Raw genomic sequence first — 17,613 nt, 5'->3', positions numbered from 1 at the left:
TGATTAGATGATTATTGCACCATCGATTTTATCTGCAGACTTTGGAAACCTAGAAGCATCGATTGATCGTGTCCATAATGCAAAATGGCTCCATATTGATGTAATGGATGGCCATTTTGTTCCCAATTTAACGATAGGACCTGTCGTCGTAAAAGGGATTCGAAAATATACCAAACAAGTTTTGGATACGCATTTGATGATTACAGATCCGATGAAGTACGCAAAAGCATTTGTTGATGCTGGAAGCAATCGTATAACCTTTCATGTTGAAACAGTTGATGACCCTAAATATGTTATTGATATGCTGCATGAGTTAGATGTTGCTGTGGGTATTTCAATTAAGCCAGACACCAAAGTAAAGAGTATTAAGGAATACTTACCATTCATCGACCAAGTTCTTGTGATGAGTGTTGAACCGGGGTTTGGCGGACAGGAATTTATGCCAGAAGCGTTGAATAAGATTAAAGAATTAGCAATGCTTAAAAAAACAATCAACCCAAACTTATTAATTGCGGTTGACGGGGGCATCAATGAGAAAACAGGGGCACAGTGTAAAGAAGCTGGGGCTGATGTCTTAGTGGCTGGGTCGTTTATCTTTAAGTCTGATAAACCATCAGAAAGGATGGCCAAACTAGGATGAGAGTAAAAATCTTTGCTGAACCACTCACAGAAGCAATCCTTAACTTATACGAGAATGAAGATAATGACTACATTATCGCTGTGGATCACGCATGTTTAACCTTAAAAGAAAAAAATATCCCCATCGATTTAGCGATTGGGGATTTCGATAGTGTCACCAAAGATGAGCGTAAAGAAATTGAAAGTTATGCCAAAGAAACAGAACTGTATAAAGCAAAAAAAGATTATACCGATACGTATCTTGCAGTGACACGAGCACTGTATATTGAACACGATGAAATCACGCTATATGGCGGTGTCGGCAAACGACTAGACCATACACTAGCGAATTTAGATTTATTGTTATTAGGAAATATAAGCATCCAGACAGATGATGCTTTAATTTATACATTAGATCCTGGTCAGTATACAATAGAAAACGGCTTTGATTTCATTTCTTTCTTTGCATTAGAAGATGTTAAAAACTTATCTCTTTCTGGATTTAAATATCCTCTAACATACTTTAATTTAGACCGCTTTGATCCTTTATGTGTCTCAAATGAAGGCGAAGGAAATATCGCCTTTGACGAGGGATGTTTACTGGTTATACATCAAAATGAAAAAAGCACCTGAAAGGTGCTTTTTCATTAAAAAGAGAGAGGGATATTTCATTTATTCCATAAAAAAAGCCGTTGCCGGCTCTTATAAAACACTATGCGCGTTTAACTAAACCACTTTTCAAGGCTCTAGCTGAAACATATACGCGTTTCACATTGCCATCTTCATCGATAATACGAACCTTTTGAAGGTTTGACTTCCATCGACGTTTTTCTGTATGAAGTGAGAATGACTTCGTATTACCACTCATACCATTTTTTCCTGTAACATAACATTTGCGTGCCATTGTTATTCCTCCGTTTCTGTATTATAGAATACAAGCAATAAATATAATATCACATAATGGGGAAAAAGCAAGGAAAAAAATATTTTTTTTTACTGCATAAAAAATGCATGAGTAAACTATAGTTGTTATAATGATAAGTAGGTGAGAATATGTTATCGATATATGATGTATTTATGGCGCCTTTAGAGCGCCTTAGAATTGGTAAAAGACGATATGATATATTAAAAGAGGCAAAAGGAAATATATTAGAAATTGGTAGTGGTACCGGCGCTAACTTAAGGTATTATGATATGGATCAAATACATTCCTTATGCATCACAGATGTTAATTTGTCGAAACACTTAACAAAGAAAGCACCTGATATTGCGTGCTTAGAAGAAGCGAGTGCTAGTGATTTACCTTATCAAGATAAACAGTTTGATACAATTGTTCATACATTAGTCTTTTGTAGTGTCAATCACAAACATGTTGGTATGCAAGAATTGAGACGGGTATTGAAAGATGACGGTCAGATTCTTTTTATAGAACATGTGCTACCTAAGAATCGTTTTTTACGAGTGATATTCACGTTTATTAATCCCCTATGGATGCTATTTAGTCGTGAATGCACATTAACACATGACTTTGTAAAAACAGCGAGGGAAAATGGCTTTGATGTCATTCAAAAAGATCATTTTTTTATGACATCATTTATCTCGGGAAAGCTTGTTAAAAAAACAGTCACATAATGTATTTTGAATATCAAAGCATATGATGTATAATATCATTATGATAGGCTATTAGTCTTACTACCTTATTTGTTGCATTCAAATAGTGAATGTGATAAAATATGAAAAGTAAAATAAAATAAAATAAGAACAAATTAGAATACTTAATTAACAATAAATGGAGGAAAATTATGAACCCAACTGTAATTGATGGAAATTTGCTAAAGCTTTTAATTACTAATGGAACCATCGCATTACGTAACGATCATCAACGCATTAATGAACTAAATGTATTCCCAGTACCAGATGGTGATACAGGAAGCAATATGCAATCAACAATGATGAGTGGTGTGGAGGCCATTGCTAATTTAAATGATGAAAGCGTTGAAAAAGTAGCAAAAACTCTATCACGAGGACTATTAATGGGGGCAAGAGGAAATAGTGGGGTTATCTTATCACAACTATTTAGTGGTTTTGCAAAAACGTTTAAGGGGAAAGAAACGGCAAACACTGTAGAGTTTGTTAAGGGATTATTACAAGGTGTTGAACAGGCTTATGGTGCAGTTATCAATCCGGTTGAAGGAACAATTTTAACCGTTGCTAGGGAAGCAGCTGATAAAGCATTAGAAGAAGCCGATGAAAATATGGGGTTACTTGACATCATGAACATTTACTTAAAAGAAGCCGATGCATCATTAGAACGTACACCTGATTTACTCGCTGTACTAAAAGAAGCAGGTGTTGTTGATAGTGGTGGTGCTGGATTCAATGTGATTATTGAAGGAATCATTAAAGCATTAGAAGGCGAAATCTTAGAAGATTCTAAATTTAACACTGTTTCAAGTGTTGGACAAGGCATCGCAAGTTACTCTGGTGTCGCAGATGATTTTGGTTACTGTACAGAATTTATCGTTCACTTCAATGATAGTAAAAAATTTAATGAAGAGAAATTTAGAAAGAAAATCTCACGTTTTGGAGACAGTTTAGTTGTTGTATCTGATGATGAAATCTTAAAAGTGCACATTCATACCAAAACACCTGGAGATGTCTTGAACTTTGGACAACAGTATGGTAGTTTTGCGACAATGAAAATCGAAAATATGTCGTTGCAACATTCAGAGACATTATTACACACACATGAGGATGGAGAAAAATGTGGACATGATCATGGACACATTCCAAATAGCCGATATGGCATAATTACGGTCGTCAATGGTACAGGGTTAAAAAATACTTTTAAAGAAATGGGTGCGAACTGCATCATCGATGGTGGACAAACAATGAATCCATCGACTGAAGATTTTGTCAAAGCTGTTGAATCAATGAAAGCTGATCATGTGATCATCGTACCGAATAATGGTAATGTTATGTTAAGCGCAGAACACGCCGCAAAATATTTAGAAGATTATAGTGTTAGTGTAGTTCCAGCGAAAACAATTGCGCAAGGTTATGCTTCTTTAACAATGTTTGATGCGAACCAAGAGTTGGCAGAAAATCTTGCTGAAATGAAAGAGTTAATTGACAATGTTAAAACAGGAGAAGTGACGTATGCGGTACGTGATACAGAGTTTAAAGGTATCAAAATTAAGAAAGATGAGTTCATTGGTATTCGTGATGGTGAAATCATTACCGCAAACTCACAACGCATCGACACAGTAAACAAACTCATCGAAGAGTTAGTTGATGAGGATTCAGAAATCATCACCGTGATGTTTGGTAATGGTGTCGAAGAAAAAGAACTTGAATCAATCATGCTTCATCTTGAATCACATCATCCTGATGTAGAAGTTGAAGTCATTGAAGGTAATCAAGAAATTTATTCGTATATTATCGCAGTAGAATAGGGGCCATCCCCTATTCTTTTTTTTGTTTATAAATGAGAATTATTTGGTATAATAGAGATAACATAAGTAGGAGGAGACAGATGAAGTTACTCATACGAAAAGATGCAAAACAAGTAAAACGCCTAATTACAGAATATTAATCAGACTATAATATTATCAACAATTCACAAGTGGATGAAGACACACGTTTCATAGTAGTTGAGAAATTTTTCTTACGGAACAGTAGCCGAGCGTCTTTATCAATTGTTATTAGTGCAATTGATGAATTTTCATGTAAACTTGAAGCCGTGGGTTCTGGTGGTGGCCAAGGGATGATTTTTAAATTTGACTGGGGCGCAAAAGAATCATTTGAAAATGCAATTCCAAGGATACTGAGTCAAAACAATATATCATTTAACGAACTTCAATAAAGAGGTATTTGCCTCTTTTTTTATATTAGATTTTAAAGGAGTATCGTGCTATAATGAGAGAATGAGAGGTGGTGACATAATGGCTGATTTAACCACAATTAAAGGTATTGGGCCAAAACTCAAAATGCATCTAATTAACCAGGATATACATGATTGTTTTGAACTATTAAGACAATTTCCAACACGCTATGAAGATTTTCATATCGTGACTTTTGCAGATGCACCCGATCAAGTCCGTGTCACTTTAAAAGCACAAGTTATCAGCCAGCCGAAAGTTGCCTACATTAGAAAAAACCTGAACAAGGTATCATTTGATGCCTTGGTTGATGAGCATCACTTAAAAGTTACGATCTTTAATCGAGCTTATATGAAACAAATGCTTGCCCCTGGTGTGTCAATCGTGATGACCGGTAAACTTGATCGATTGCACCATGCCTTTACCGCAACAACACTAAAGAAAGAAGAGAACTTTACGAACGAGATTCAACCTGTTTATAATATTGATAAGATTAGTAACCAACGTTTTCAAAAATTGATTGAAGAAGCATTGAAAACCTATGGATATATGATTAAAGATGACATTCCAACGCATTTACGTAAAAAGTATAAACTAGTAGATATGTATACCTTATTAGAATATGCTCATCATCCTAAAACACATCAAGAGTTAAGACAAGTTACAAGACGATTAAAATATGAAGAATTATTTAAATTTCAACTGAAAATGCAGTATATTAGACTACGGAATAGACGAAAAAAAGTAACACCTAAAAGCTATCATCTTGATAAAATTAAAGCATTCATTAAAACACTGCCCTTTGAGTTAACCCAAGGACAAAAACAAGCGACAAATGAGATTATTAAGGATATTAAATCACCTTATATGATGAATCGTCTTTTACAAGGAGACGTTGGGAGCGGTAAGACAGTTGTCGCTGCGATTAGTATTGTTGCGGTGTTATACGCTAAAATGCAAGTGGCTTTAATGGCACCTACAGAGCTATTAGCAAAACAACACTATCAAACATTTAAAACGTTGTTTAAGCCATTAGATTTCCCAGTATACTTACTACACGGGAAACTAAGTAATAAAGAACGACAACTGATTTTAGATGATATCAACACAGATACCCCGTGTTTGGTGGTTGGGACACACGCTTTATTTAGTGAGGACGTTGTCTATCATAACTTAGGATATGTCATCACAGATGAACAACATCGTTTTGGTGTAAAACAACGTGAAAAATTTCGCCAGAAGGGTGCTTATCCAGATGTGCTTTATATGTCAGCAACACCAATCCCAAGAACGCTAGCCATCAGTGCCTTTGGCGATATGGATATATCGACGATTAAAGGAAAACCAAAACATCAAAAGCCAGTCGAGACTAGCCTGTTTAAAGAAAGTAATATGGATTTAGTAGACAAACTGATTACTGAAGAATTACATGAAGGGCATCAAGTGTATGTTGTGACGCCATTGATTGTTGAAAGTGATGCATTACAAGTAAAAAATGCCCAACAGGTATATAAACGATTGAGTGAGATCTTTAAAGATTATTCAGTCGGATTGCTTCATAGTAAAATACAAGATGATGACAAACTCGAAGTTATGACCCTCTTTAGAGAACAGAAAATTGATATTTTAGTCTCAACAACGGTGATTGAAGTAGGGGTAGATGTCCCTAATGCTTCGATGATGGTAATTATGAACGCTGAGCGATTCGGATTATCTCAACTACACCAGTTAAGGGGACGGATAGGACGTGGTGATTTACGCGGATATTGTCTTCTTGTTTATGATGACACAAGCGGTGACCCAGAACGTCTACGCGTTTTAGAAGAAACCAATAATGGGTTCATCATCAGTGAAGAAGATTTGCGCACACGTGGACCTGGGGAGTTTTTTGGTAAACGACAAAGTGGTGTCCTAAACTTTCAGTATGCAGACATCATAGAAGATACAAAAATCTTACAATTAGCGAAAGAGGATGCGCTTAATATTTTAAAAGATAAAACAACCTACACGAACGTAGAATATCAACCGTTATATCAGTATCTTAAAAAAACGCTTAAGAAAAGTATTTTTGATTAAAATTATGTTATAATACATTTTGAGGTGACATATATGATAAAAATAGCAATAGACGCCATGGGTGGGGACTTTGCACCGAAAGAACAAGTAGAAGGGACAATGCTTGCGATTAAGCATATTCCGGATATTGAGTGTACACTTTATGGTGACGAAACAGAAATTAGAAAATACCTAACAAATGATGAGCGTATTACAATCGTTCAAACTGAGGGTGTCATTGATATGGGGGAAAAAGATCCGATTAGAGCCATTCGAAGTAACCGAAAAAGTTCAATGGCAATGGCACTTACCAGTGTCCGTAAAAAAGAAAATGATGGGATTGTGAGTAGTGGGGCAACGCAAGCGTTAATCGCTGGGGCTCATATATTAGTCGGCCGGATGAAAAGTATGCGAAGAACCGCGATCGCGCCATTAATTCCAACAGTCGATAGAAGAAATATCATTCTCATTGATTCTGGAGCAAACATTGACATTAAGCCTGAATATATGGTCCAACAAGCACACTATGCACATATATATGCAAAAGAAATTTTAGGTGTTGACAATCCAAAAGTGGGGTTAATCAATATCGGAACAGAAGTTGGTAAAGGACGCGAACTTGATCAAGAAGCATATCGACTTTTACAAGAGAATAAGCATCTTAATTTTGTAGGAAATGTTGAACCTAAGCAAGTGCTTGATCCACCGTGTGATATTTTAATTAGTGATGGGTTTACGGCTAATATAGTCATGAAAACCATTGAAGGTACCGCAAAAGGTATGGGTAAAATGCTTAAACAAGAATTAAAAAGAGGGATTTTAGGAAAACTTGGATTATTGTTTTCAATGCCTAACTTAAAACGGTTTAAACAACGTATGGCCGCAGATGAAATCGGTGGCGCTATGATTTATGGCCTACGCGGTGTTGTTGTGAAAGCTCAAGGAGCATCCAAAAAGAAGGGATTTTATAATGGGATTAGACAAGCTGCGTCCATTATCCGGCAAGAAGTACCAAAAAAAGTAGAAGCTGTGTTAGAAGGTGAAAAAAATGAATGAGTTAGAAAAATTTTTTGAGTTATCATTTAATAATGACACCCTTCTAAGAACAGCATTGACCCATTCATCCTATGCGAATGAGCATAATGTTGAAAGTAATGAACGATTGGAGTATATGGGTGATGCTGTTTTAGATGTCTTAATGGGAGAATATCTGTATGCAAAATATCCTAAGTTTCAAGAAGGTGAATTAACCAAAATTCGAGCTAAAAATGTTTGTGAATCAGCCTTAGTAGAATATGCGAAGAAATGCCATCTAAAAGATTATTTATTACTTGGTAAAGGTGAAGAAATGAGTGGTGGACGTGATCGAAGTGCATTACAAGCCGATGCATTTGAAGCATTTGTTGGAGCAATATACTTAGACAAAGGGTTAGAAGAAGTCAGAAAAGTATTTGATAAAGTCGTTGTTCCAACAATTGAATCAGATGATGTAGATAATTTCGTAGATTATAAATCTTATTTACAAGAATTAGTCCAATCGGACAAACGCTCTTTAGAATATAAGGTGGTCGATGAAAAAGGACCATCTCATGACAAAACATTTGTAACCCGGGTGTATATGGATGATATCCTAATGGGTGAAGGTAGCGGCAAAACCAAAAAAGAATCTGAGCAACATGCTGCTGAAACAGCCTTAAAAAAACTTGCTGTTCGGTCAATGAAATTTTAAAAGGTTATTCTTATAATGACCTTTTTTTTTATCTTTTCTATGGTATAATATAATTCCAGAATTGAAGAGAGATTTGGGGGTCACCTATGGAATTAGAACGGTTAAAAAAACTCATACAAAAAAACATCATCGATTTTTCTGAGTTAGTGTTAAATAACTATTATACGCTAGATTTAGACGAAACTGATGCTGTTATTTTAATTAAATTACATTATCTATTGCAAAAGAATATAACCTTTATACATCCTAAAAAATTATCTGATATGCTTAGCATAACCTCACCAACAACACAAAGACGGTTAGATAAATTAATCGATCGAGGATTTGTTAAAATTGAACTTAAAAAGAATGGTAATGGAAAAGAAACAGAAGTTTTTAATCTTGACTTTTTAATTGAAAGCATTCTTAAAGAAGAGTTTAAAAGCAAACAAGACGATACACTTGTACCCCGTCAATCTCAAGAAAAAGAACTGGTAGAGTTGTTCGAAGAAGAGTTTAAGAAACCCCTAGGTGTACTTGATATTCAAACTATTACAAAATGGTTAAACGAAGACCATTATACTGTTGATCAAATTAAAGACGCCTTATTTGAAGCGTCAAAGCAAAAGAAGTTATCTATTAAATATGTCGATGGCATTTTATTAAAACAAGAAGAACCAGAAGAAAAATATAACCAAACGACGTTAATTGAGGATTTGAAAAAGATATGGACAGAGTAAAAAAAATTATCCAAGAATTAGACAACATGTTTCCCAATGCTGAGTGTGAACTTAATCATACCAACAGTTTAGAATTATTAGTTGCGGTCATGTTGAGTGCACAAACAACCGATGAATCTGTGAATAAACTCACAGATTCATTATTTAAAAAATACACCTCTGTAGAAGACTTTGCGAACGCTAATCTTGAGGAACTTATGGAGGATATTAAACAAATAGGACTTTATAGAAATAAAGCTAAAAATGTGAAGAAGATGGCGAAGCAGTTAATTGATGAGTTTGATGGAAAAGTCCCTTCCAGTCAAAAAGAATTAGAGCGTTTACCGGGGGTTGGGCGCAAAACAGCCAATGTTGTATTAAGTGTCTGGTTTGATGTGCCAAGAATAGCAGTGGACACCCATGTTAACCGGGTTGCTAAACGCCTTAAATTAGCCTATCAAAATGATTCAGTTAAAAAAGTTGAAGAAAAACTTATGCGTAAACTCCCAAAAGATAGATGGAGTGATATGCATCATAAAATGATTTTCTTTGGTCGATACCATTGTACATCACGTAACCCAAACTGTGATCAATGTCCTTTAAAAGACCCGTGTAGATACCCACACATTTAAGACATTTTTGTCACTTTTACGAAACCCAGGATAAACTATATTTGATAAAATTGTTCTAAAAGACCACATTTCCGTTGGAATGTGGTCTTTTATTGTCAAGTTTAAAAAGTCACGGTTTTTTTCAATAAAATTATTGAGAAAGCGTTTTTATTTAATGGTAAAATGGTATCGGTGACAAAACACAAGATAAGGAGCGAGCATGATGAGTATACGAAGAATGAGAACAGTTATCAAAAAACGGCAACATCAAGAATTATATGAGAATGATTTTAAAGATATTGGAAGTTTTCTTAAAAAAACACGTAAGAAACAAAACCTAACGCAAGATGACGTAGCGAAAGGGATTTGTAGTATCAGTTATTTATCTAAGATTGAAAATAACCAAATCATACCAAGTGACTATTATGTTAATGAGATCATGAATAGATTAGAGATTGATGATGAAATCTATGTTAAAAGTAAGCAACATAAACAGTATTTAGGTCAAATTATCGAAGCTTTCTTTTATGAACAAGATGACTGTATTCATCAAATCTATCAAGATATTGAAGACATCAAACATGATAAGATGATTAACTTAGTTAAGTTAGCTTATTATATCTATTTTAATGATGAAAATCATTCAGCCTTCGTCATGATGTTAGAAGAATTAGTGGGAAATATGACAAATTTAGAGTTGAAATTCTATTTGCTTTTGGCATCACATTATTATATGAAGAAAAATCTTTACCGTACGGCATTAGAACTTTTACTCATCAGTGATGAAATTATCACAGATAACGAATATATAACGGCCATGTTATATGAGATTAAATATTACATCAAGAATCGATTACTCATGTCATATTCTGCGCAAGAAGATTACAAAAAAGCATTGTTCTACTTTCAGCACTATAATGCCATGAAAAGAATGATACGCATGGGTATTGAGAAAGTGATACAGATTACTAATGAACATCCTGATTTGGCTTTAAAACTTTTGATGCAACTAAAAAAAGGTATTGTTCAAATTGATAATATCGATACCTATCATATTTTAGAAGCTGAAATATATTTTAAGCTTAAGAAATATCAAAAAGCGTTACTTGTTTTAAAAGGTATTACCGATGAATCCAAACATTTTTTTCGTAAAATGGTCTTAATGTATGAAATCTTCTACATTGAAGATGATTTTGATATGATCAAGCATGTTAAAATGATTTTAAAAGACTATCATCCGACCCAAGAAGAAATGCATCACAAAATTCATTGGCATTATTTAACTGCTTATTTAAATGATAAAAAAGAGTATTTGCGAGATATAGCGATTCCATTTTCAATCAAAACAGAGAATATTCACAAACTCAAATATTACATCGATGAAATTATCGACATTTGTTATGAGACACATCGATATAAAGAAGGATTAACCTATTTACGGAAATATGAAAAGGAATTGAAAAAGACGCAAGATTTATTGGGTTAAATAACTTGTCAGAATTTTCCTAATGCATTATAATTGGTTCGACTGAGGTGACCGTAATGCAAACGGAAAAATCAAAACAATTAGGTAATAAGAATATCCATAAATTATTAATATCATTAGCTATTCCAGCAACACTTGGAATGATGATTAACGCATTATACAATTTAGCTGATACAATATTTGTTGGTCGTGGTGTTGGTGAAATAGCTATTGGTGCACTATCGCTTGCGTTTCCTGTACAAATGATTATAATGTCTGCCGGACTTATGATTGGAGTCGGGAGCGCTAGTGTCTTTTCTAGAGCTTACGGTCGTAATGATGAAGATACGATGAATGTAACTGTCAATACAGCATTGCGAGTTAATATTATCCTGGCATCAACACTGACCATATTAGGCTTTATTTTCATTGATGAGTTATTACTATTCTTTAGAGCAACTGAATCCAACATAGGGTATGCTAAAGACTATTTATCGATTGTTTTACTTGGGCTGGTTCCCTTAACCTTATCAATGGTTCTAAACAATCTTACGCGCGCTGAAGGTCGTGTACGTGTTGCTATGTACTCAATGGTCATTGGTGCTGGATTGAATATTATATTAGACCCCTTTTTCATTTTTGATGAACTCGTGATTTTCGGACTGAACTTCCCCACTTTAGGACTTGGTGTAAAAGGGGCTGCAATCGCAACCGTCATTGCTCAAGTAGTCCGCTTTTTCTATATTTTTCTTATGACATTTAGACCTGATTCGGTACTATACATCAATTTAAAAAAACTTGTTGTATTTAACTTTACAATAATGAAAGAGATTTTCTTAGTGGGTGTCCCAACGTTTTTGAGAAATGCCATAGGGGCTTTTCTAACGATATTTATCTTTATAATGATTGAGCAATATACAAGCGGTGATCATGCGATATACGTATCTATTTTTGGTGTAATCAATCGGATTATCTTATTCTTATTTATGCCTGCCTTTGGATTAGTCCAAGGCTTAGCACCGATTGCTGGATACAATTATGGTGCTAAAAACTATCGAAGATTAATTGATGTAAGCAAGTTTGCAGCTAAAATATTGCTTGCTTACTTCACAATAACATTTATTGCCGTCCAACTATTCGCACCTTATATCTTTACACTCTTTAATTCAGATAGTAATGATTTCTTTATTCATTATGGATCTAACACCATGAAAATTATTTCGATTGGATTTTCACTTGTCAGTTTCCAAATATTAATGTCGAGTATCTATCAATCTTTTGGGTATGCTAAACGGGCAATGTTTGTTGCCTTATCACGACAGTTTATCTTGTTTGTCCCGCTAGTCTTCCTATTCACCTATTTCTTTGAACTTCAAGGCCTATGGTATACGTTCTTTGTTGCTGATATATTATCAGGATTACTCGCTCTAGCAATGTTTTTATATGAAATGCATATTTTAAAGAAAAAAGCAAATTATGCCTAGATTGCATAATTTGCTTTTAATATCTAGTTATTTGTTCGCTTTTAATACCTTATTGGCTAGGCCTAAATAGCTTACACCAATATCTTCTTTAACATCAAAAATAGTTCTGTGATCTTTTGGTTGTCCAATTTCTATTTGAGCGAGTAATTCAGTGTCGAGTTTATTCGCGACTTCTTCACCGCCACCTTCACCAAAGATTTTTAATTTTTCGCCTTTATGAACTAATTGTGTCATGTTTTCCACAACACCTAATAACTCATGTTTCAATTCTTTTGCTGCAAAACCAGCCTTAACAGCAATGAAAGACGCACTTGGATGTGGAGTTGTTACGATAATCATTTCACATGCTGGAATCAGTTTTTGAATATCCATTGCGACATCGCCTGTACCCGGTGGTAAGTCGACTAAGATATATTCAATATCATCTGCCCAGAGCACATCATAAAAGAAGTGGTTTAACATTTTTCCTAACATCGGACCGCGCCACATGAGTGGTTTGTTCTGAGGTAAGAAAAATGCTGTCGAAATAACTTCGATATCATCCACAATAAAAGGGATGATTTTTTCATCTTTTGTACTACGTGGTGTTTTAATTGGCATATCTAATAAGGTAGGAATACTACTACCATAAATATCAGCATCAATAATTCCAACCTTTTTACCCAAGCGTTTTAATGCATACGCTAAGTTGGCAGTAACGGTTGATTTTCCAACGCCACCTTTACCTGATGCAATACCAATATATTTCACTTCTCTTGATAAGATGCTGTCAGATAATTTATTTAATTGGAACTCAGCTTTAACACCTTTAAATCCTAAATCAAGTTTAATCTTTCTGGCTAAATCGCGTTTAATGCTTTTTACATAAATATCATCAGTTTTTTCTAAACCAACAATCAATGTTACAACATCATCAGCAATATCGATATGCTTAATCCCGTTTGTTTCTGCTAATGTTTTTTCCGCAGAGGGGTCAGTAATCGATCCTAATGCTTTTTTTAATTCTTCTTTAGTCATCTTTATATCACCCAAAAATTATTATAACGGTTTATCAGTTTAAATCAATTAATATACAAATTAATTGTCGGGTCAAATTCCATTTTGAAAACGTCTTTATCACTGGCTAATGAATAAATTCGAGAGACTTTCAATTCATGATCTAAATACGGGTGTATACCTTCTTTAACATTGGTAATTAAAGGAATCTCTAAATCATGTTTTATTTGTGATAAATACTCCTTACCCACCTTGTTCATTCCAAGAACACGAAGATAGGGTGGTATGAAACTCTCAATCAGCGTTTCTTTTGTTTGACATAGTAAATGCGCAAGGGTGCGTTTAATCGAAGAATACGTATAACGTCGCGTGATGAGTTGTTCAATTAACTCACTTGTGGTGGAGAAATGCCGCATTTTTTTAATCCGATGCTCAATACCTTCAGTCATATTAAATAAGTTGCCAATATCTTCTACCGGTATCACATTAATTAAATACTTAAAATGATCTGTAAAAAAGTTATAATCAATGCTTTTATGTGAGTCAAGAATGCTTTTTACGGGTTTAGGAACATACCGTTCGTAGGACTCATTATTTTTAATGAGGCCCCTAATAGCTGTTGCACTCTGAATAGAAGCATTTTGTTTAATTTTATCATAATACCCTGTCGTTTGACGTCTGATGGTATGGAATGTAATCTTACTATTAAGCGCTTTTTTTGCTTTTAAATACTGCAGACCCAAAATATTATTTGGCGCATCAAATCCTTTATCAATGCCTTGTTCAGCCATTGCTAAAGCACTAGCTGTAGGATAACTATTTCCTTGTTTTAAGAAATATTTAACGCGATCGTGATAAATTTTAGAATCCATTTGCTTTAACATATCTTCTAAAACTGTCATATCACCGGTCTCACTGCCAAAAACGATATTTTCGACACCAAGCATATCCAGTAAATGGACACTTGTCTTAGCGAAAATATCAGCATTCTGTACCGTAAACACAAAAGGTAACTCAATCACAAGATCGACACCTGCTTTGATGGCCATTTCAGTACGTGCAAACTTATCAACAATTGCTGGTTCACCACGTTGCGTGAAGTTGCCACTCATTATCGCAATTGTGCATCGATCAGGAAACAATTTCTTTGTTTCATTTAGATGATACATATGGCCATTGTGTAACGGATTATATTCAACGATTATTCCAGTTGCTTTCATCGAACCACCAATTAAATTATACAGTATATTTGACATTTTTCCACAGTAATCGTATAATTTTTAACACTTGGAGGTGAGTGCTGTGAAATGGACAATCGCTGAATTAATGAAACAATATAATATTGATAATACAATTGATGAGACTATTGATTTAACTGATTATATTGCAGGTACTGATATTTTGGATATATCAGATGTCCATGTTACTGGTGATTTTGAGATTTATGATGGAGAAGAGTTCAACTTCTTATTAGAGATTGACTGTACCTTGACATTACAGTGTGCAATTACTCTAAAAGAGATAGAATATCCTATGCATTTTGAGGTTGAAGAGGTCTTAACGACCTATGAAGATGACGAAACTCGAAAAATTAATGGGATTACTATTGACTTATTACCGATAATATGGTCTAATATATACTTGGAGAAGCCAATGAGGGTTGTTTCTGATAACGCTTATGATGAAGTTGATTTTGAAAACGATGAGATTCCATCATCTGACGAGACCATAAACAAGGCATTTGCATCTCTCAAGAACAACAAGAATTAGGAGCTGAAACAAAATGGCAGTACCATTTCGTAGAACTTCTAAAACTGCGAAACGTAAACGTCGTACACATTACAAGTTGAATGTACCAGGAATGGTCGTTTGTCCAAACTGTGGTGAAATGAAATTAGCTCACCGCGTATGTAAAGAATGTGGACATTATAACGGTAAAGCAGTTGTAGAAGAAAAAACTGAGATTGAAGATTTCGATCTGTAAAAAGAAAAACGCTATTAAGCGTTTTTTCTTTTGGGAAATTATGATATTATATATTTACTGTTGGAGATGGTAAAATGAAACATATATCTGTATTATTAGATGAAGCAATAAGTTATCTTGATATTAAATCAGATGGTATCTATGTCGATTGTACACTTGGTGGTGGAGGCCATAGTTATGAGATATTAAAACGCCTTGATACGGGACATTTATATGCCTTTGATCAAGATGACTTTGCGGTTGAAAAAGCTTCTAAAAAACTTGATACACTAAATAAGAATTATACTATTATCAGAAAGAACTTTGTATACATCAAAGATGCGTTAAATAATCTTGGTATCGAGAAGGTTGATGGCATATTATATGACCTCGGAGTATCTTCATTTCATTTTGATGATCCTGAACGTGGGTTTAGTTATAATTATGATGCCGAACTTGATATGCGAATGGATACACGCCAATCTTTAACAGCTAAAGAGATTGTGAATACATATGATTATCATGAGTTAGTAAAGATTTTGTATCGCTACGCCGATGAATCGTTTGCCAAGCAAATTGCGCGTAAAATTGAAGCCAGACGGAAAGACGCATCAATTGAAACAACCTTTGAGCTTGTCGATGTGATTAAAGATGCCTTACCCCAAAAAGTATTAAAGAAAAAAGGCCATCCAGCGAAAAAGACCTTTCAAGCCTTACGGATAGCTGTGAATGATGAACTTCAAGTGTTTGAAAAATCATTAACACAAGCCTTTGATCTACTCAATACAGGTGGACGTATTGTTGTTATCTCATTCCATTCATTAGAAGACCGGATTGCGAAATCTTTAATGAAAGAAAAAGTCACCTCAGACATTCCAAAAGACGTCCCATTATTACCTCATGAGATCAAAGAAGATATTGATTTTAAACTTGTCACAAAGAAAGTGATTCGTCCAAGCAAAGAAGAGTTAGAACATAACAACCGTGCGCATAGTGCGAAACTTCGTGCAATAAAAAAAATATAAATTTTCAGTCATTCATATTGACTTGTTTTTGCATTTATGATAATATACTAATGCTGACAAATTTGCGGGTGTAGTTTAATGGTAGAACCTCAGCCTTCCAAGCTGACTGTGTGGGTTCGATTCCCATCACCCGCTCCAAATTTTGTCAGAAGGATAAATCCCTTTGCGGGTGTAGTTTAATGGTAGAACCTCAGCCTTCCAAGCTGACTGTGTGGGTTCGATTCCCATCACCCGCTCCATAAGAGTAGAATAGGTCTGATACATTCTGTATCAAACCTTTTTTTTGCTTTTATTTAGCCATCTCTTGATTTTCACATTGTACTAAAATAGTATAGGTAGTAGGTATGGAACACCCTATTTTGATACAATTTTTGCTAAATTTACAAATACACTACACGATTACAGTAATCAAGCCATTTAACCAGTATATCAGGCTAATATTGTATTTAAATATAGTTGATCAGATGGTATAATATTTGGGAGGAAAGTTGCATGCCACTATTTTTATATCTAGGGTGGTACCTATGTGTCCTTGAAAATCATAGCAGTGCAGATGAAGATATTGACAATTGTTTCAAGTGTTTTGTTATTTGGGGTTTTTATGGCTATGGGTATGATAGGATTCAAACCATGCATGTTAATTATTTTGGTTGGATCAACAATTATATTTGTTTTAATGTTTAATAAATTTATAATAATAAATCCATGTTGATTTATTTAGAAATAACAAGTACATTGATGTTAGTAGCTTATTTTATACTTGGAAAATTTGGTGTTGATTCAACTAATGAAATCATAAGATATTTATTGGATAGTGATATGATATTCTTTGTGTTTATAGTGTTCTTTCCAACTTATATAATATCAACAATTGTTATTGTTGGTAAATCTTGATGCGGGTACTTCTTCATCAAAGAAAGTAATTTAAAATTTAACTCTCGTTCACTCGGGAGTTTTTCTTTTCTTGTGCAGTTATATATATGAATGATTGAGTTATTGTTTGTCAAGAAATCATACAACAAATCTAGATCTAAGTTAGTCAAAAAAATAAACACAAGTCATTTGGAAAAAGCAACACGGGTTGACAG

General features: G+C 34.3%; 18 protein-coding genes and 2 tRNA genes. 17 read left to right on the top strand and 3 right to left on the bottom strand.

Features of this window, described 5'->3' with window-relative positions:
• Positions 1-7: 7 nt before the first annotated feature.
• Both rpe and UMR38_03715 read left to right on the top strand, forming a co-directional pair.
• Positions 8-640, top strand: coding sequence for a ribulose-phosphate 3-epimerase (rpe, locus tag UMR38_03720; GenBank protein MEC9484967.1), 633 nt, complete (start codon positions 8-10; stop codon positions 638-640).
• Positions 637-1,251, top strand: a complete 615-nt coding sequence (locus UMR38_03715; GenBank protein MEC9484966.1) for a thiamine diphosphokinase — start codon at positions 637-639, stop codon at positions 1,249-1,251. The genes rpe and UMR38_03715 overlap by 4 nt, the downstream gene beginning before the upstream one ends.
• Positions 1,252-1,330: 79 nt before the next feature.
• Here the strand turns inward: UMR38_03715 and rpmB are convergent, their stop codons facing one another.
• Entirely contained in the window at positions 1,331-1,522 is a 192-nt protein-coding gene (rpmB, locus tag UMR38_03710; GenBank protein MEC9484965.1) for a 50S ribosomal protein L28, read from the bottom strand.
• Between the two features lie 149 nt (positions 1,523-1,671).
• Here rpmB and UMR38_03705 point away from each other — a divergent pair, with 149 nt between their 5' ends.
• The 10 genes from UMR38_03705 to UMR38_03660 all read left to right on the top strand — a co-directional run bounded on the left by UMR38_03705 (position 1,672) and on the right by UMR38_03660 (position 12,541).
• On the top strand, positions 1,672-2,250 hold the full coding sequence (locus UMR38_03705; protein MEC9484964.1) for a class I SAM-dependent methyltransferase: 579 nt from the start codon (positions 1,672-1,674) through the stop codon (positions 2,248-2,250).
• 170 nt (positions 2,251-2,420) lie between these two features.
• Positions 2,421-4,073: a DAK2 domain-containing protein gene (locus UMR38_03700; GenBank protein MEC9484963.1), complete on the top strand. Its 1,653-nt coding sequence runs from the start codon at positions 2,421-2,423 to the stop codon at positions 4,071-4,073.
• 170 nt (positions 4,074-4,243) lie between these two features.
• Positions 4,244-4,483, top strand: coding sequence for a DUF6054 family protein (locus UMR38_03695; GenBank protein ID MEC9484962.1), 240 nt, complete (start codon positions 4,244-4,246; stop codon positions 4,481-4,483).
• Positions 4,484-4,562: 79 nt separating this feature from the next.
• Positions 4,563-6,575: an ATP-dependent DNA helicase RecG gene (recG, locus tag UMR38_03690; GenBank protein ID MEC9484961.1), complete on the top strand. Its 2,013-nt coding sequence runs from the start codon at positions 4,563-4,565 to the stop codon at positions 6,573-6,575.
• Positions 6,576-6,608: 33 nt separating this feature from the next.
• Positions 6,609-7,610, top strand: a complete 1,002-nt coding sequence (gene plsX, locus UMR38_03685) for a phosphate acyltransferase PlsX (GenBank protein ID MEC9484960.1) — start codon at positions 6,609-6,611, stop codon at positions 7,608-7,610.
• A complete protein-coding gene (rnc, locus tag UMR38_03680) occupies positions 7,603-8,283 on the top strand; it encodes a ribonuclease III (protein ID MEC9484959.1) in 681 nt (226 codons plus the stop codon). Before plsX ends, rnc begins: the two co-directional genes overlap by 8 nt.
• 86 nt (positions 8,284-8,369) lie before the next feature.
• Positions 8,370-9,002 (top strand): DnaD domain protein, encoded by a 633-nt coding sequence (locus tag UMR38_03675; protein MEC9484958.1) that lies wholly within the window; start codon positions 8,370-8,372, stop codon positions 9,000-9,002.
• Positions 8,990-9,613, top strand: coding sequence for an endonuclease III (nth, locus tag UMR38_03670; protein MEC9484957.1), 624 nt, complete (start codon positions 8,990-8,992; stop codon positions 9,611-9,613). The genes UMR38_03675 and nth overlap by 13 nt, the downstream gene beginning before the upstream one ends.
• Positions 9,614-9,812: 199 nt before the next feature.
• Positions 9,813-11,078 (top strand): helix-turn-helix transcriptional regulator, encoded by a 1,266-nt coding sequence (locus UMR38_03665; protein ID MEC9484956.1) that lies wholly within the window; start codon positions 9,813-9,815, stop codon positions 11,076-11,078.
• A gap of 56 nt (positions 11,079-11,134) precedes the next feature.
• Positions 11,135-12,541: an MATE family efflux transporter gene (locus tag UMR38_03660; GenBank protein MEC9484955.1), complete on the top strand. Its 1,407-nt coding sequence runs from the start codon at positions 11,135-11,137 to the stop codon at positions 12,539-12,541.
• 27 nt (positions 12,542-12,568) lie between these two features.
• Here the strand turns inward: UMR38_03660 and UMR38_03655 are convergent, their stop codons facing one another.
• Both UMR38_03655 and UMR38_03650 read right to left on the bottom strand, forming a co-directional pair.
• Positions 12,569-13,558, bottom strand: coding sequence for a P-loop NTPase (locus UMR38_03655; GenBank protein MEC9484954.1), 990 nt, complete (start codon positions 13,556-13,558; stop codon positions 12,569-12,571).
• A gap of 44 nt (positions 13,559-13,602) precedes the next feature.
• Positions 13,603-14,757, bottom strand: coding sequence for a nucleotidyltransferase (locus tag UMR38_03650; GenBank protein ID MEC9484953.1), 1,155 nt, complete (start codon positions 14,755-14,757; stop codon positions 13,603-13,605).
• An 82-nt stretch (positions 14,758-14,839) separates the two neighbouring features.
• On the opposite strand from UMR38_03650, the gene UMR38_03645 reads away from it, so the two are divergent.
• The 5 genes from UMR38_03645 to UMR38_03625 all read left to right on the top strand — a co-directional run bounded on the left by UMR38_03645 (position 14,840) and on the right by UMR38_03625 (position 16,764).
• Complete coding sequence (locus UMR38_03645) at positions 14,840-15,307, top strand: YceD family protein (GenBank protein ID MEC9484952.1); 468 nt, start codon at positions 14,840-14,842, stop codon at positions 15,305-15,307.
• A 13-nt stretch (positions 15,308-15,320) separates the two neighbouring features.
• Positions 15,321-15,521: a 50S ribosomal protein L32 gene (gene rpmF, locus UMR38_03640; GenBank protein MEC9484951.1), complete on the top strand. Its 201-nt coding sequence runs from the start codon at positions 15,321-15,323 to the stop codon at positions 15,519-15,521.
• Positions 15,522-15,595: 74 nt separating this feature from the next.
• Entirely contained in the window at positions 15,596-16,525 is a 930-nt protein-coding gene (gene rsmH / locus UMR38_03635) for a 16S rRNA (cytosine(1402)-N(4))-methyltransferase RsmH (GenBank protein MEC9484950.1), read from the top strand.
• 64 nt (positions 16,526-16,589) lie between these two features.
• A tRNA-Gly gene (locus UMR38_03630) sits at positions 16,590-16,663 on the top strand.
• A gap of 27 nt (positions 16,664-16,690) precedes the next feature.
• A tRNA-Gly gene (locus UMR38_03625) sits at positions 16,691-16,764 on the top strand.
• The last annotated feature ends 849 nt before the right edge of the window (positions 16,765-17,613 follow it).

The organism is Candidatus Izemoplasma sp. (assembly GCA_036172455.1).
Lineage (GTDB): Bacteria > Bacillota_I > Bacilli_A > Izemoplasmatales > Izemoplasmataceae > JAIPGF01.
The sequence above is the reverse complement of the archived record's forward strand: the minus strand, read 5'-3'. Positions and strand labels throughout refer to the sequence as shown.

Coding starts and splice junctions, on each gene's coding strand:
- rpe (MEC9484967.1), top strand. CDS start 8: ATGATTATTGCACCATCGATTTTATCTGCAGACTTTGGAAACCTAGAA.
- UMR38_03715 (MEC9484966.1), top strand. CDS start 637: ATGAGAGTAAAAATCTTTGCTGAACCACTCACAGAAGCAATCCTTAAC.
- rpmB (MEC9484965.1), bottom strand. CDS start 1,522: ATGGCACGCAAATGTTATGTTACAGGAAAAAATGGTATGAGTGGTAAT.
- UMR38_03705 (MEC9484964.1), top strand. CDS start 1,672: ATGTTATCGATATATGATGTATTTATGGCGCCTTTAGAGCGCCTTAGA.
- UMR38_03700 (MEC9484963.1), top strand. CDS start 2,421: ATGAACCCAACTGTAATTGATGGAAATTTGCTAAAGCTTTTAATTACT.
- recG (MEC9484961.1), top strand. CDS start 4,563: ATGGCTGATTTAACCACAATTAAAGGTATTGGGCCAAAACTCAAAATG.
- plsX (MEC9484960.1), top strand. CDS start 6,609: ATGATAAAAATAGCAATAGACGCCATGGGTGGGGACTTTGCACCGAAA.
- rnc (MEC9484959.1), top strand. CDS start 7,603: ATGAATGAGTTAGAAAAATTTTTTGAGTTATCATTTAATAATGACACC.
- UMR38_03675 (MEC9484958.1), top strand. CDS start 8,370: ATGGAATTAGAACGGTTAAAAAAACTCATACAAAAAAACATCATCGAT.
- nth (MEC9484957.1), top strand. CDS start 8,990: ATGGACAGAGTAAAAAAAATTATCCAAGAATTAGACAACATGTTTCCC.
- UMR38_03665 (MEC9484956.1), top strand. CDS start 9,813: ATGATGAGTATACGAAGAATGAGAACAGTTATCAAAAAACGGCAACAT.
- UMR38_03660 (MEC9484955.1), top strand. CDS start 11,135: ATGCAAACGGAAAAATCAAAACAATTAGGTAATAAGAATATCCATAAA.
- UMR38_03655 (MEC9484954.1), bottom strand. CDS start 13,558: ATGACTAAAGAAGAATTAAAAAAAGCATTAGGATCGATTACTGACCCC.
- UMR38_03650 (MEC9484953.1), bottom strand. CDS start 14,757: ATGAAAGCAACTGGAATAATCGTTGAATATAATCCGTTACACAATGGC.
- rpmF (MEC9484951.1), top strand. CDS start 15,321: ATGGCAGTACCATTTCGTAGAACTTCTAAAACTGCGAAACGTAAACGT.
- rsmH (MEC9484950.1), top strand. CDS start 15,596: ATGAAACATATATCTGTATTATTAGATGAAGCAATAAGTTATCTTGAT.